This window comes from Microvirga calopogonii (assembly GCF_003347665.1).
GTDB lineage: Bacteria > Pseudomonadota > Alphaproteobacteria > Rhizobiales > Beijerinckiaceae > Microvirga > Microvirga calopogonii.
Genome location: NZ_QDGA01000015.1, coordinates 45925 through 59715 on the forward strand (window position 1 = coordinate 45925; position 13791 = coordinate 59715).

The 13791-nt window shown below is 63.9% G+C and carries 20 protein-coding genes; 4 read left to right on the forward strand and 16 right to left on the reverse strand.

Features of this window, described 5'->3' with window-relative positions; translation table 11 throughout:
- Positions 1-15: 15 nt before the first annotated feature.
- Both DDF70_RS14065 and DDF70_RS14070 read right to left on the reverse strand, forming a co-directional pair.
- On the reverse strand, positions 16-906 hold the full coding sequence (locus DDF70_RS14065; protein ID WP_114945490.1) for a DUF2163 domain-containing protein: 891 nt from the start codon (positions 904-906) through the stop codon (positions 16-18).
- 172 nt (positions 907-1078) lie between these two features.
- The gene (locus DDF70_RS14070; RefSeq protein ID WP_114945491.1) at positions 1079-1717 is read right to left on the reverse strand and encodes a DUF2460 domain-containing protein; all 639 of its coding nucleotides are present in this window, start codon (positions 1715-1717) and stop codon (positions 1079-1081) included.
- Positions 1718-1802: 85 nt separating this feature from the next.
- Between DDF70_RS14070 and DDF70_RS14075 the strand changes: the two genes are divergently transcribed.
- Complete coding sequence (locus DDF70_RS14075; protein ID WP_114945492.1) at positions 1803-2048, forward strand: HP1242/YdcH family protein; 246 nt, start codon at positions 1803-1805, stop codon at positions 2046-2048.
- Positions 2049-2148: 100 nt separating this feature from the next.
- Here DDF70_RS14075 and DDF70_RS14080 read toward each other — a convergent pair whose 3' ends face one another.
- The gene (locus DDF70_RS14080; protein WP_245435488.1) at positions 2149-2832 is read right to left on the reverse strand and encodes a phage tail tape measure protein; all 684 of its coding nucleotides are present in this window, start codon (positions 2830-2832) and stop codon (positions 2149-2151) included.
- Positions 2833-3186: 354 nt separating this feature from the next.
- Between DDF70_RS14080 and DDF70_RS36575 the strand changes: the two genes are divergently transcribed.
- Positions 3187-3585: a hypothetical protein gene (locus DDF70_RS36575; RefSeq protein WP_162820400.1), complete on the forward strand. Its 399-nt coding sequence runs from the start codon at positions 3187-3189 to the stop codon at positions 3583-3585.
- 114 nt (positions 3586-3699) lie between these two features.
- On the opposite strand, the gene DDF70_RS36580 is transcribed toward DDF70_RS36575, so the two are convergent.
- The 7 genes from DDF70_RS36580 to DDF70_RS14115 all read right to left on the reverse strand — a co-directional run bounded on the left by DDF70_RS36580 (position 3700) and on the right by DDF70_RS14115 (position 7132).
- The gene (locus DDF70_RS36580) at positions 3700-3984 is read right to left on the reverse strand and encodes a hypothetical protein (RefSeq protein WP_162820401.1); all 285 of its coding nucleotides are present in this window, start codon (positions 3982-3984) and stop codon (positions 3700-3702) included.
- Positions 3985-4034: 50 nt separating this feature from the next.
- Positions 4035-4247 carry a phage tail assembly chaperone gene (locus DDF70_RS14090; RefSeq protein WP_114945495.1) on the reverse strand — a complete coding sequence of 71 codons (213 nt, stop codon included), beginning with the start codon at positions 4245-4247 and terminating at the stop codon, positions 4035-4037.
- Between the two features lie 56 nt (positions 4248-4303).
- Positions 4304-4636: a gene transfer agent family protein gene (locus DDF70_RS14095; protein ID WP_114945553.1), complete on the reverse strand. Its 333-nt coding sequence runs from the start codon at positions 4634-4636 to the stop codon at positions 4304-4306.
- Positions 4637-4786: 150 nt separating this feature from the next.
- Positions 4787-5197 (reverse strand): phage major tail protein, TP901-1 family, encoded by a 411-nt coding sequence (locus DDF70_RS14100; protein WP_114945496.1) that lies wholly within the window; start codon positions 5195-5197, stop codon positions 4787-4789.
- Between the two features lie 194 nt (positions 5198-5391).
- Positions 5392-5802, reverse strand: a complete 411-nt coding sequence (locus DDF70_RS14105) for a DUF3168 domain-containing protein (protein WP_114945497.1) — start codon at positions 5800-5802, stop codon at positions 5392-5394.
- Positions 5799-6134, reverse strand: coding sequence for a phage head closure protein (locus DDF70_RS14110; protein WP_114945554.1), 336 nt, complete (start codon positions 6132-6134; stop codon positions 5799-5801). The genes DDF70_RS14105 and DDF70_RS14110 overlap by 4 nt, the downstream gene beginning before the upstream one ends.
- A 431-nt stretch (positions 6135-6565) precedes the next feature.
- Positions 6566-7132, reverse strand: a complete 567-nt coding sequence (locus DDF70_RS14115; protein ID WP_114945498.1) for a head-tail connector protein — start codon at positions 7130-7132, stop codon at positions 6566-6568.
- Positions 7133-7156: 24 nt separating this feature from the next.
- Between DDF70_RS14115 and DDF70_RS14120 the strand changes: the two genes are divergently transcribed.
- Together DDF70_RS14120 and DDF70_RS14125 are read left to right on the forward strand one after the other, a co-directional pair.
- Positions 7157-7897: a S1 family peptidase gene (locus DDF70_RS14120; protein WP_114945499.1), complete on the forward strand. Its 741-nt coding sequence runs from the start codon at positions 7157-7159 to the stop codon at positions 7895-7897.
- 81 nt (positions 7898-7978) lie between these two features.
- Positions 7979-8776 carry a S1 family peptidase gene (locus tag DDF70_RS14125; protein ID WP_114945500.1) on the forward strand — a complete coding sequence of 266 codons (798 nt, stop codon included), beginning with the start codon at positions 7979-7981 and terminating at the stop codon, positions 8774-8776.
- A gap of 187 nt (positions 8777-8963) precedes the next feature.
- On the opposite strand, the gene DDF70_RS14130 is transcribed toward DDF70_RS14125, so the two are convergent.
- From DDF70_RS14130 to DDF70_RS14150, 6 genes are all read right to left on the reverse strand, one after another.
- Positions 8964-10202 carry a phage major capsid protein gene (locus DDF70_RS14130; protein WP_114945501.1) on the reverse strand — a complete coding sequence of 413 codons (1239 nt, stop codon included), beginning with the start codon at positions 10200-10202 and terminating at the stop codon, positions 8964-8966.
- 83 nt (positions 10203-10285) lie between these two features.
- Entirely contained in the window at positions 10286-10489 is a 204-nt protein-coding gene (locus DDF70_RS14135; RefSeq protein WP_114945502.1) for a hypothetical protein, read from the reverse strand.
- Positions 10490-10598: 109 nt separating this feature from the next.
- A complete protein-coding gene (locus tag DDF70_RS14140) occupies positions 10599-11135 on the reverse strand; it encodes an HK97 family phage prohead protease (RefSeq protein ID WP_114945503.1) in 537 nt (178 codons plus the stop codon).
- Entirely contained in the window at positions 11132-11281 is a 150-nt protein-coding gene (locus tag DDF70_RS36585; RefSeq protein WP_162820402.1) for a hypothetical protein, read from the reverse strand. Before DDF70_RS36585 ends, DDF70_RS14140 begins: the two co-directional genes overlap by 4 nt.
- A complete protein-coding gene (locus DDF70_RS14145) occupies positions 11278-11478 on the reverse strand; it encodes a hypothetical protein (RefSeq protein ID WP_114945504.1) in 201 nt (66 codons plus the stop codon). Before DDF70_RS14145 ends, DDF70_RS36585 begins: the two co-directional genes overlap by 4 nt.
- A gap of 364 nt (positions 11479-11842) precedes the next feature.
- Complete coding sequence (locus DDF70_RS14150) at positions 11843-13018, reverse strand: phage portal protein (protein ID WP_114945555.1); 1176 nt, start codon at positions 13016-13018, stop codon at positions 11843-11845.
- Positions 13019-13791: the final 773 nt, after the last annotated feature.

Here is a 13791-nt window from a genome sequence, read left to right on the forward strand (position 1 = left end):
ATCCGCAAGTCAATCTCACCTGAAAAAACTCCCGCCATCCAGGCCCGGCTCGCCCGATTGGGGCATACGGATGATGAAGTCGTTGCCGGGCATGTGCGGGAAGCCGCGGAAGTTCGCGGCATTCCTGAACTTCTTCCGACAGGTGGCATGGGTCTTGTCGCATCCGGCCGTGGCGCGGAACGTGTCGCCGATCCTGATGGCCATTGGCGTGCGTTGCCAGAGGTCGAACTCGTCCGTGCCGTTGATGGCGCGGTGCACCTTGATCTCCGCCGAGAGACCTGAATTGTCGCCGCTGACCCAAGTGAGTTGGCCCGCCGTGCACCATCCGTCCGAGAAGCCGATGCCGGATGCCGCGAGGGTCAGGGTGCCGTCCGTTGCCGTGACCGTTCCGGTCTCACCATAGGTGGATGAAGCGAGATTGATGCCGCATCGCTCGTCGCCGAGATCGGCCGAGCATGTAGCGCGGAACAGGCGTCCACGCTCCTCGTCGAAACGGTGCATGAGCCCCCTCACCTCGGCCACGAAGCCACCATCGGCGCGGCGGATCTCGCCGATGGAGCCGATGTCGAGGAGCAGGCGCTCCTCCACCTGGCTCCAGTTGACGAGCCAGGTTTCGACGCTCGCATCGTCGTAGCGGCCCGACGCAATATCGTCTTCGGTGAGCCCCGCGGACACGAGCGCGCCCGACACTTCGCCGCCGCCTACGGCGAAGCCGAGTTCGGCCGTGACTTCCGCGGCCTCCAACCCGGTTCGCGCGGCATAGACGGTGCCGCCGAAGAAAAGATCGCGGTCGTGATCGGTGAAGCCGAAAGTCGTGCCGTCGCGCCGGATGAGCTTCCAGCAATGGCAGAGAGTCGTTGTCCCGTCTGCCATATGGGCGGCGAGGTTTGGGGGGATCGTGCGCATGAATTTCTATTCTTAGATGCGAAGGTTGGGAAAACGCACGACGTCATGGCCGGGCTTGTCCCGGCCATCCCGATGCTATGTGGCTCAGCGCTTTTCGGATCGGGATCACCGGCTCAAGGCCGGTGATGACGTGGTGGGTGTCATTCCCGGCAGGGGATTCCGGCGGAGTGGCTTAAGGAACGATCTCGATCAGCGGGATCTGCGGGATGCCGCCAGCGTCGAAGGTGGAAAGGTCGATGTCGAGTTCGTCCGTGTCGAAGCGGACCGGCACGTCGAACGCGAAGCCTGCCGTGATGACGGCTCCAGGGAGCGGCGCGGCCATGAAGGTCACGAGGCCCGTCGTGGGATCGCAGTTGAAGCCCGTGCCGACGCTCTGCTCGATCCCGTTGACCGCCACCCGCACCGTCCCGCCGACTGGCTTGGCGATGGGGCGGCTGTAAGGCGCGAAGGATGAACCGTAGACCTTCACCAGCGGAAAGCTTGACGTTTGCCCGTCGCCGGTTCCGATGCGCTGGTCGAGCGGCGTCGGCTCGCTCGAAGGCGGGCCGGAGCGCCAATCGGTTCGGTCGCGAAAGCGAAAGCCGTGGAGCCGACCGCGCCGCTCCTCGAAGAAAGCGATCACCGTGTGCAGCGCATCGACGGTCCTGACGCCGAGGCCGGCATCGTAGCGGCGCCGCGCCCCGGCCCAGCGGCTGTTGCGGTGCTCGCGTCCGGAGGACAGCGTGACGATATCGGTCCGCCGCACCGGCCCGCCCCGGCGGCCGAGGCTGACGTCGAGCGGAAAGCGGACCTCATGGAAATCCGAGGGCATGATCCCTCCCTTTCGAAAGATGAAACGAAAAAAGCCGGGGTGGCGTTGATGTCGCGAAACCCGAACGACAAGGAGGCGGCAGGCAATGAGCAACGCTCCCAACGATCTCGCGGACGATTTTCCGGACAAGCGCGACCGGATCCACCAGCTCAAGACGAGCAACAATCACTTCGCGCGGCTCTATGATGAATACGACGAGCTGAACCGCACCATCCACCGGATCGAGACCCGGGTGGAGCCCAGGCCCGAGGAGGTCGAGGAAGACCTCAAGCGCCGCCGCCTGCAGATCAAGGACGAGATCATGGCAATGCTCGACGGTGCGGGCGGCTGAGTAGAGCATTTTTCGGTGAAGTGGATCCGGTTCACCGTCAGAAAATGCGGCAAGGCAAAAAAGAGAGCAGTTTCTACGAAAGTGGAAACTGCTCTAAAAACTACATCCCGCGCTGGCCGCGCGCGACCGCCCGGGCCAGTGCTGCGGAAACCTGCGCCTCGGAACGGCGGAAGCTCTCCGCGTCGGGCGTCGTGACATTCACGGTGACGGAGAGCGGCCGCCCGCCTCCACCGCCGCGCACGCCGAGCCGTCCATCGGGCCCGCGCGCCAGCGGCATCACGGCCTCGGCGCCCTGCTCGCCCATGAGGCCGAGCCCGCGTCCCAGCGGAAAATAGGTCGGCGCGCCGATCACCCCGCCTTGGGCGAATGGCATCACCATGCCGCGCGAGAACGCGCCTCCCTTGGCGAAGGCGGAGCCTCCGCCGCCGAACAGGGAGCCGACGATCGAGCCCAGTCCCTTGACGAGGCCGCCGAGCAGACCACCGCCGTCGAGCGGCAGCGATCCCTGTAGGGAATCCGTCATCATGCCCTTCACGCTCTGGCTGAGAGCCATCTGCAGGGGCGCAAGTGCCAGGCGCAGGCCGGTTTCCACAATTGATTGGCGGACCGACTTTATAACGTTATAAAATTTCTTGCCTTCCGCGATATTCTTGGCGAAAGCATTGGACAGGGAGTCGCCGAACTTTTCGGAGAGGCCAATGAGCGTGTTGAGCTGGCGTTTGCGATCTTCATCGACTGCCTTCTCGGCAGGGGTCATTTCCTCTTGTTTAAGGGGATCCTTCACGACTGCTCTCCTTACAGTGTGTTTGACGGCTGGCTGCACGACGTCGAAGCCGCCCGAGCCGGTTTACGTTTCGAAACTCTCCGACGCAGAACTCAAGCAAGCTAAAAGGGAATGTTCATACGAAGCCGAGAAGGCAACTGCGGCTGTAAAACCCGGGTATGGTTATTATCCCTGGCTACGTGTGTACGTAAAATGCCTTGATCTTAAAGGAATAGAATATGTTGGAGAGCATTAAGGCTGAGGAATGTTAGAAATTCTCTCCTGAGTGCATGAGAGACATCGACCTTAATACCTTTCGTTATTTTCCTGGCGAAAGCATCGAACAGGGAATCACCGAACTTTTCGGAGAAGCCGATGAGCGTATTGAGCTGGCGGGTGCGATCTTTCTCTCTTTCGTCATTCGAAATCACATTCGGTTGGTCTTGGGGGTTTGTAGGCATTATACGTTCTTCAATAATAGCTCTGGCGTTGGCATCCACTATGGGATGTGTCGACAAGCGAGAAAGGCCTCAGCTTCTCTTCCAGATCGGATCGCTGAAAGAGGCTGAATGGAAGCATGTTGATAAGACTTGCGAATACGAGGTTGCTAAAGAAGTTGCACCGATCAAGATCGGCATCATTGCAACTGAGCGATACCGTAAACTTTACATCCTTTGCGCAGAGTCGAAAGGAGCAACTTTCCTCGGGAGCACTGATACCGTACACAACCGAGGACCCAAGACCATCGCAGTCCAACCTTATTATTGGAATTGAACTATGAGTGTGGTGAGCTGGCGTTTGCCATCCTCGGCGATAGAATCTTGCCCTAAATCAGCCGGCAACTTCTTCTTGTTGGGAGCCATTAGCCCACCTTAATTTGTGTTTTTATCAATAGTCTTGCTCGGCGGCTGCAACACCGCAAGCAAAAAGCCGGACCTGATTTTTGATGCAGGCGTACTCACTCACAAGCAATGGGAACAAGCAGGCAAAGAATGCAAATTTGAAGCAGCGAAAGCCGTCGCGCCTCTGAAATACGGTGATGTCACTGGGGAAACCCATCGACGAATATATATTCTGTGCGCTGAAACAAAAGGCATCAAGTTTCTTGGAACAGAAGGTGAGCTCCAGCAGAAAGCTCAATGAACGTCGGGAGCTGGCGTATGCGATCTTCATCGATTGCCTTCTCGGCAAGATTTAGGTCGCGGTCGAATAAGGGATGCTCTTCACCCGTCCGGAAATGCCTTCATCAGCCGCCTGAGATCGCCGCTGAGCGCGGGGCTGGATTTCTGTCCGCCGTTCAATCCACCCCAGGCCGCCATCAATTCACGCGGCGTCGCGCGCCAGAAGGAGTCCGGGCTCCAGTGCAGGATGCCGAGGCCCAGGGTCAGCGCGGCGTCCCAGGGGAAAGCGTCAGACTCGCATTCTGCGCTGCGCATATCGGACACGATGCTCCCCTCCCTCGCAAGCGCATCGTCCGGCTTCGAACGATGCGCTAGCGAGGGTTTGGCGTTTCATCGCCTCCACCGAAGGTCGTGACGAGAAGATCGGCCAAGGCCGCGGCCACGGGCTCGATGCCTTCATGCAGCGGCAGCTTCGCCACCTCCGCGTCGCTCATCGCCTGCCCGCCGCCGCGCAGGGCGACGCCGAGCAGCGTGAGAAGGTCGCGGCTCGACAGGCGGCCGGAGCCGAAGCGTTCGCCGAGCGCCATGAGGTCCTGCACGCCGAAGGCCTCTTCGAGTTCCGCGAGCGCGCCGAGTGTGAGGCACAGGGTATAGCGCGCGTCGCCGAGTTGCAGCGCCACCTCGCCCCGTCGTCTGTTGGGCATGGTTGTTCCTTCCCGTTGGAGAAGTCCTTTGTCGTCATGGCCGGCCTTGTGCCGGCCATCCACGCCTTGATCACAGCAAAGACATGGATCCCCGGGACAAGCCCGGGGATGACGCAGGGAATTTCAGTACTGTTCGAAAATGACAGGCGCTCACAGCGCCACGAACGTCAGCGCTCCGGCGGATTCGAAGGCCATCTCGAACGTCACCTCGCCCGCATGGTCGCCGCGATATTCCAGGCTGGTAATCTGGAACGGACCTTCGATGCGGCCGAAATCCGGAATGACGATCTGGTAGGTGAGGATGTCGCCATCGAAGAAGACCTGGCGCATGCGCGCATCGGAGGCTTCGTCCTTGAACACGCCGGAGCCGGAGATCGACGCGCGGCGCACGCCGACGCCGGAAAGCAGCTCGCGCCAGCGTCCGGCGGATTCCGCATGGGTCACGTCGACGGTTTCGGTGTTGAAGGCGATCTGGCGCGTGCGCAATCCCGCCACGGTAACGAAGCCGTTGCCGCCGTCACCGATCTTGATGAGCAGATCCTTGCCCTTCTGAGCAGGCATGGGATGTCCTTTGTTGAATGAGGAAAAGAAAGGTCTTCACTGTCATTCCAGGCCGCCCGGCGGAGCCCGGAACCCATAAACGCCGGCACTCTAGGAAGAAGCGGTCGGGGTGCCGCTCCATTCTGAATTGTCAGCGGCTATAGGTTCCGGGCTCGGCCTTTGGCCGCCCCGGAATGACAGTTGTCAGAAACCCGTCACGCCACCTCCGTCACCGCGCGCAGGCGTAAGCTGACGCGGGCGAGGCCGCTGTCCTTGTCGCGCTCGGAAGAGAGCTCCGTGACGCGCAGATTGACGAGGCGGTGACCGTCGAGCGGAAGCAATGCATCGTCGAGAATCGCGTCAAAGCGCTCGGCGACGGCCAGCGCTGTTCGGGCGCTGCCGCGCTCCGACCAGACGACGATGCCGAGATTCTGCTCGTGGCCGCGGTCGTGATCGGTGGACCAATCCGTCGCGCGGACGTCCGAAAACAGGGCATAGACCGGCTCGGCGCCGCGCGGCGGCCCGTCGTAGAGACGCAGGGATCCGCCCATGAGCGCGCGCAGCTCCGTGTCCGCAGCCGCCGCATCGAGGATCGCGCGGCGAAGCGCGAGAACGGGACTCGTCATGCCCGCATCTCCTCGACGAGGCAGACGAGATCGCGCTTCGAACCGTCCGGATCGGACGCGGCCCGAATGGCGAAGCGGCGCAGACCGGCCGTCAGGCGCATGGCGCCCGTCACGCCCTCGCGATAGCGCAGGGTGATGCGATGAGTCAGGCTCTGCTCCGGGCGGTCGGCGCGCACGCGCTCAGCGCCGGAGAGCATCTCGATGGCGCCCCAGAGTTGCGGACCGGGCGTGTAGGTGCGGATGACGCCACCGAACCCGTCGGGTCGCTCGAGCGGCATTTCGAGCACGAACCGGCGCGCCCGCGCACCGATGGAAATGGACTTGGTTTTCATGGGAATGTCTTTGGGAGGAAATGGAGAAGTCGAGGAATCGCACGCCAGCATCTCACGGACTTGATCCGGTATCCGTGCTGATGATCCCGCTTCAGGACACTCTCACCTCATCCTGAAAGGCTGGCCCATAAAGTGGTGCGGGTGTTTCCCCCCTTGTGGGGAGGGGTGGCTGCGAAGCAGCCGGGGTGGGGGTGTCGGCGCTGAACTGGACCAGCGTGGCGCTCACACCCCCACCTCCAGCTCCTCCCCACCGGCAAGTCGGGTGTTCCCGACTTGCCGGTGGGGAGGAAGACAGGTCTCGGGCAAGCCTGAGACCTGTTGGGGAGGAGAGCTGCCCGCGCTACACGAACCAGCCTCTCAGCATGAGAAGGGAGAGTTGGGATCAAAGACGTGGATGGCCGGGACGAGCCCGGCCATGACCTGGAGGAGCGTCACAGCCGCATCCTTTGAAACGGCGACACCAGGGCAAGCGCCTCCGGCGGCAGGATCTGCTCGCCGATGGCGTCGCCCCGGTTCTCGAACCAATGAGCGACGAGAATGCGGATCGCGAGCTTCAGGGTGGCGGGCACCGCATCGGGAGTGGCGCCATAGCCCGCCCGCAGCTCGATGGAGATGCCGTTCCTCGGCCTGCCGGGCTGCGGCGCATCGGCGACCAGGATGCGCGGCGGATCGCTCAGCACATCCGTCTCGAAGGCGCTTGCCGGAACGTCGGACGTGTCGCCCGATGGATCCGCCACCGTGATGCGGTCGACCGCGATCACCGGCGAGAGAGGCAGCAGGATCGTTCCGCCGGCGGGCCAGCCATCCAGCACAACATGCCAGCGCTGCTCGATCAGGACCCGCCGCGAGGCCGCCTCGACCATGAGCGGGGCCGCCTTGACGAGTCCCGCGATCAGGTCGTCCTGTGTGCCGTCGTCGTCATCGACGCGGAGATAGGCCTTCATCTCGTTAAGCGTTACGGGCTCGACGGCGGGGCCGCTGATGAATATGGGAATCATCGTGAACAGGGATCCTTATGTGTCATGCAACGTCTGGTTATGCTCTGCCTCGCCCTGCCGCTCATGGCCGCGGAGGCGAAAGCCATCGTCGGCGGCGCCGAGGATGAAGGCCCCCTCGCCCGCCGAAGCGTCATGGTCTTGAGTTCGAACGGCGGCGTGTGCAGCGCCGTGGTGCTGGCGAAGGACGTGGTGCTCACGGCTGCCCATTGCGTGACGGGCGCCGCCGAGCACCGGGTGCATTTTCGCGATGAGACCGGCGAGCCGGTGCTGATCACGCCGGCCGCGAAGGCGGTGCACCCGGGCTATAACGCGAAGGCCATCGAGACCCGGCAGCGTTCCATCGATCTCGCCCTGGTGCGGATCCCCGAGGCCCTGCCCGCACGGTTCGAACGAGCGACGCTTTCGGCCGGATCCGTCACCAGGAACAGCCCCGTCACCGTCGGCGGCTACGGCCTCGCCCGCGAGGGCGACGCCAAAAGCTCCGGCACCTTCCGCACCGCCTCCCTGACGGCCGTCGAGCCCTTTGGCCCGAGCAGGATTCTGCTCTGGGCGGACGGCTCCGGCACGGCAAGCGCGTGCCAGGGCGATTCGGGCGGGCCGATGGCCTCGGGAACATCAGTCGCGGCAATCACAAGCTGGTCATCACCGGCGAAGGGACGAAGCTGCGGAGGCGTGACGCAGGGCATCCTCGTCGGCCCGCAGCGCGAATGGATCGACCGGATTCTGAAAGGCTGGAATCGTATGGCCTCATGGAGCGAGAACTAGATTTTCCGGGAGAAAAGGAACTATCCTGACGGACAAGATCTTGCCTTAAAAAATCCCTCTCCCTTACGGCATCATCATTCCATGCGCGCATTGCCAACCCTTGCCCTTGCCGTCTTCGCCCTTGTCGCCACTCCCGCATGGGCCGTCCTGCAAGGTGCGACCTCGCGCGATCCGGATGGGCTGCGCCGATCCGTGGTGTCGATCGAGAGTTCCACCGGCGAACTCTGCTCCGGTGTGATCGTCGGGCCGGACCTCGTGCTCACCGCCGCCCATTGCATGACGGATCGGGCCGCCTACCGGGTGACGGCACTCAACCGCGCTTTCAAGCAGCAGCGCTTCAACGTCGCCGCGCTCGCGGTTCACCCGACTTTCGTGCCCGGCACCACGCCGCGCACGCAGCCGGGGATCGACCTCGCCATTCTCAAGCTCGACCGCGCTCTCGGCCCTGATTTTCTGCCTCTCAGTCCATCCCAGGCGGGCCGGATCGACGTGGGCGACGGCGTAACCATCGCGGGCTTCGGCGTGTTGACCGAACGGGCGAAGCGCACGGCCCGGACTCTTCGCCAGACGAACCTGGTGTCACTCGGCCCCATCGAAGTGGCCAACCGCGTCCTGATCGTCGCCGACCGCAACCGGCTGGCGGAAACGACCGGCGCCGGTGCCTGCCGGGGCGATTCCGGCGGCCCGATCCTGGCCGCCACCCAGTCGGGCTATCTGCTTTACGGCATCACGAGCTGGTCGAGCGGCCCCCTGCGCAGCCGGGAGCCGAGCGCCTGCGGCGGCCTCACGGCCGTGACCCCGGTCGTCGAGCACCTCGGCTGGATCTCGTCCAACATGCGCTATCTGGGCGCGATGAATGGCGCATGGACGGGGAATTAGGACGGCGCACTCACCGCGTCGGCACTGACCCTACGGCCACACCCTCCACGTCATGGCCGGGCTCGTCCCGGCCATCCCGATTGGAAGAGCACGGCGTCCTTGAGAAACGGGATCACCGGCACAAGGCCGGTGATGACGTGAGTGGGTAGGATGACGCGGCGAGTTGCACTCGTAGGCTTGGTATCCTTCACGCCGCGAACTTCAGCAGCTTGATCGCCGCGTAATCCTGCACGCCGCCGCCTACGCGCTTGGTGGTGTAGAACAGCACATAGGGCTTCGCGGAATAAGGATCGCGCAGCACGCGCATGCCCGCGCGGTCGACGATGAGATAGCCGCGCTTGAAATCGCCGAACGCGACTGCGCACGTATTCGCGGCGATGTCCGGCATGTCTTCGGCCTCGACGACGGGGAAGCCCAACAGGGTCGCGGCCTGGCCGATGCTTGCGGGCGGAGCCCAGAGGTACTGGCCGTTATCGTCCTTGAACCGGCGGATCGCGCTCTGCGTCTTGCGGTTCATGAGGAAGGAGGCGTTCTGGCGGTAGCCGGCCTTGAGGGCATAGATCAGGTCCACGAGCACATCGGATGGATCGTCTGCCGGAAAGGTCGCGCCGCCCGTCCGGACGGTGCCCAGCTTGCCCCATTCCCAGTTCTCCTCCGCGACCGTGTCGGCGGTGAGAAAGCCCTTCGGCTTGTTGACGCCGTCGCCCGTCACGAAGGCTGTGCTTTCCTGCTCGGAGAAGGCCGCTTCGACCTCCTCGGCGATCCAGCGGTCGAGGTCGACCACCGCATCGTCGAGAAGGGTCTGGGTGGCGGCCGGCATGGCATAGAGCTCCATGGCCGGGAAGCTCATCTCGGAGAGCGTCGGGCTCGCGGTCTGGGGGCGGGCCGCCGTCTCGCCGACCCAGCCCGTCGCCGGGCCGGTGACCGAGAAGGCGCGCTTGTACTGGCCGCCGGAAATCACCCGCACGGATGAGATCGCGCGGATCGGCGAGACGGTCGCGAGACGCCGCAGAACCTCGGTCTCCACCGTGTCGGGAACGAGATAGCCGCCATCGGGACCGGAGCCGGCGGAGAGCGCCTTCTCCTCGAGACGCTTCAGGCCCGATGCCTCGCCGGTGCGGATATAGGACTGGAACGCCGCCTTGTGTTCAGCCTGGGCCGGATCGCGCACGATATCGGCAGCGCTGCCCAGCGGCGGGCGGGAACGGTCGAGGGCGAGACGGTCGAGGCGGCGCTTGGCGTCGTCGAGCGCGCTGTCGATGCGGATGAGCTTCTCGTCCGTCACCACGTCGCTCGAAAGCCTCGTCTCGATCTCGGACAGGCGCGTGTCATTGGTCTCCTTGAAGGCCTCGAAGGCGCGAGCGAAATCCTCGAAGGCCGAGGCGACGTCGTCGGAAATGGATTTGGTGTCTACAACTGGGATCATATCAATCAATCGATTCTCAATGGCTTCAACGAAAAAGGCCCGCCTCTCGGCGAGCCCACTTATTTTCCCCGTGAGGGAAATGCTTACATGTGCCGTGCGGTGCGGCGTGCCGAGCGTGCGACGGTCGGTCCGGTCACGGCGCCGACGGCGCCTCCGGCCACTGCGCCGACCGGACCCGCCACCGAACCGACGCCGGCGCCGACGGCGGCGCCGCCGACACGTTCTTCCGTGGTGGTGCAGGCGGCCGCCGCGAGGCCGAGGAGTGCGACGAAAGCGAGCTTCTTCATGAAAACCTCCCAAGATGCGCGGAGCCCCGACACCTTCCAGGTGAAGAAAGGGCCCGCCGCGTCCGCGATCCGTGCGGGCGATCTTCTAACGCGCTCCTACGGACAAGGTTCAGGACAATAATCGCACCGTAGCCCTGCGGATGCTGGCGGCGAGCTTCGGCCGCGCGTGCTTCACGGTTTCGACCCGCGCGTCGGGCAGCATCGGGAACGTCACGACGGAGATCTCCCACAGGTCGAGCTTTTCCAGCCGGCGCAGGCCGGTGGGCCGCTCGGCGCGTGCACGCTCGACGCGAAAGCCGATGGAGAGTCCGTCGACCGCGCCTTCACGCATGAGCGCGTGAATCTCCCGTGCGCGCTCCACGGCCAGATTGAGCTTGCCGCGCACGCGCAGGCCACGCCGGTCCTCCTCGATCACGAGCCAGCGCCCGATGGGCTGGCCCGGATCGTGCTGCCAGAGCAGCCGCACGTCGGACGCGCCGCGCTTGCGGAGACTGTCCGAGAACGCGCCCGGCATGACCACGTCCTTGCCGAGATCGGCTGTTCCGAACAGGCTGGCATAGCCTTCGAACACGCCGTCGACATCGATTGCGTTCAGCGGCTCGGGCAGGAACTTGCGCTCCTGGATGATGGGCAGGCCGGACCTCATCGCGCGGCTCCGCGGATAGCCTTCGGCGGTTTGACGTCGAGCTTTTCCAGCTGGCGCACGAAGTCGCGGAACACGAGCGTGGCGCGGCCCTGCCCGTCGCGCGCGGCCTTCGGCTTGCGCGGCGTACGCGTGATGGAACGGGTCATGATGGGTCTCCCGAATGGCGGCGGTTGAAGAGGGACAGCTCGCGCACGAACGCGTCGAACCGGCGATTGGCCGCGAACAGATCGCGCAATGTCATGGCAAGCAAAGCGGACGCCCCGCTCGCCCAGACGAACAGGGCGAGGTGGGCAAGATCCCCGCGCCGGATGACGGCCTCGGTGATCTGATCAAACATGTTCATGATTTGTTCCTGCGCAAGATCTCCATGGAGGGTGGTATGCGCGTGGGGTGACAGAGTTAGGACGGTTTGAGTGGCGTGTTGCCTTTCTCGTGTGGTGTCCTCGGCGGCCCTTCATTCGATGTCATGTCCGACAGCAATCCCCCGTCATCACCGGCCTTGTATCGGTGATCTCGATTGGAAGAGCGCCACGGGTGTCGTTCCCCGAAGGATGCGTCAGCGGAGGAGAAGGAATCCATCGCTCGACGCTTGATCGTGGATCCCCTTCCCTCGCCTTCGGCTCGTCGGGGATGACAGCCGTGTACTGCTCTCGATGCATATTCTCGGGCCGAGGGCCATGACGTGGGAGCTCAGTGCGATCCCCTCGCTATCGCGCTCTCCCCTTCCGCACCGCGGCACGTCCGTACCCCACCGCCTCGCGCTTCTCGTCATCGCTGAGAAACGTCGCCGCCGAGACGCGCCGCCAGAGGCTTTCGCGTTCGTCGGCGAGTGCCTCGATGGCATCGAGGTCGGGTTCGAGCAGCAGCCTTTCGCCGAACGCGGGAGCGAGCCAGTGCGAGAGCGATTCCGCCGTGCGCTTCACGAGCGGAATGACCGTCTGGCGATAGAAGGCGCGGTTGGCTTCGGCGTAGTTCGCATGCGTGCTGTCGCCTGGAAGGCCAAGCAGCAGGGGCGGCACGCCGAAGGCGAGCGCGATCTCGCGGGCGGCGGCGGCCTTCGCTTCGACGAAGTCCATGTCCTTCGGCGAGAGCGAGAGCGGTCGCCAGTCGAGGCCGCCTTCGAGGAGCAGCGGACGGCCCGCATTGCCGGCCCCCTGGTAATTCGCCTCAAGTTCGCCTTTCAGCCTGTCGAACTGCGCATCGGTGAGCGTCGCACCGCCAACGACGAGGGCGCCGGAAGGGCGCGCGGCATTGTCGAGGAGCGCCTTGTTCCAGGCGCCCGCCGCGTTGTGGATGTCGAGCGCGGTCGCGGCCGCTTCCATCGGCGAGAGGCCGTAATGATCGTCCGCCGGATGGAACAACGTGAGATGCAGGATCGGCGGCAGCGTCTCGTCATCGCGGATGGCGAACCGCACGGTTTGCGCGCCGACCGCATATTCGTAAGCCCCCGGCCAGCCATCCGCATCCGGCACCACGCGCATCCGGTCGGGCCTTAAGGCGTAGAGTTCGTGCGGCGCGCCGTCGAGGCTCACCGCCTCCACATAGGCGTTGCCGGAGACCATGAGGTGGCCGTAGAGGCTCTCCAGAAAGCGCTGCCCGGTCTCGCGCGCATTCGGCCGCGAGAGAAGAGCAAGAAGCGGATGCGCCGACAGATCGCGGGCGTCGCTCTTGAGCACCAGCGGCAGCGACGCGGCCGCCTCGCTCACGAGCCTCACGGCGCGATGCACGACGGCGTTCTTCTGAAATCCCTCGCGGGACAAAGCCGCGTAATCGCGCGGCGTCCATACGGCGCGCCCGGCGACATAGAACGCGACGGCGCTCTGAACGCGCGAGGCCTTGGCCTCGGGCGGCGCCTGAAGCCAGCGGGTCAGTCGATTGAGCATGGGAAACTCCTGCCCGAAAGGGGCATGAAGGGATAAGGTCCAGGTATCTTTCGTGGCGTCATCACCGGCTTTGTCCCGGCCATCCCGGTTGAAAAGCGAGACGCTCACATAATCGAGATCACCGGAATGGAGTCGGTGATAGCGCGGAGGATGCCGCTTCTGACTTGCGAACCGCCTGGGATGACAACGCAAGGCCTTGTTTCATTATAAGAGCACATCTCTGCTCTTCTCCGATTCAGAATGGCGACAACTTCCGCATGCGATGATGAAGAAGCGGGCAATTCCTGCCGGGTTGTCATTGGGCGGTCACATGGCATGCGGTAATCTATAGATGTTGCGGGGCATCCGGCGACATTCACGCGCCAGCCGAGCTGGTCCCCCCACTCGGCTGGCGCGACCATCAGTTTCTCGAGCTCTGTCGTCCTTTCTCCTATTCAGGACGACATGAGGCAGATGGCGGGGCGGATCGGCACGGATGGACTGTCATCCGCCCCAGCCATTCCAGCGAATGGCCGCCCCACTTTCGATCCTTTGAACGATTGTCGCCTCGATGCATGGAGCATCGGAACTGGTCCCGAAAGTGGTGTCCCCTTTCGGGCCCGATGCTCCAAAGACTCACTCCATCAGGAGACGTTGATGATCCCACGCGGCCGCATAGCTTAGGCATCGTGGCTCCGTCTCTTGCCCCTACGGGAGTCACGGCGCCCCGGCTGGACACGTGCGTGAACGCTGTGCTTCGGCTGGGGCGTTTTAAGTTTTGCTTTGTCATTCCG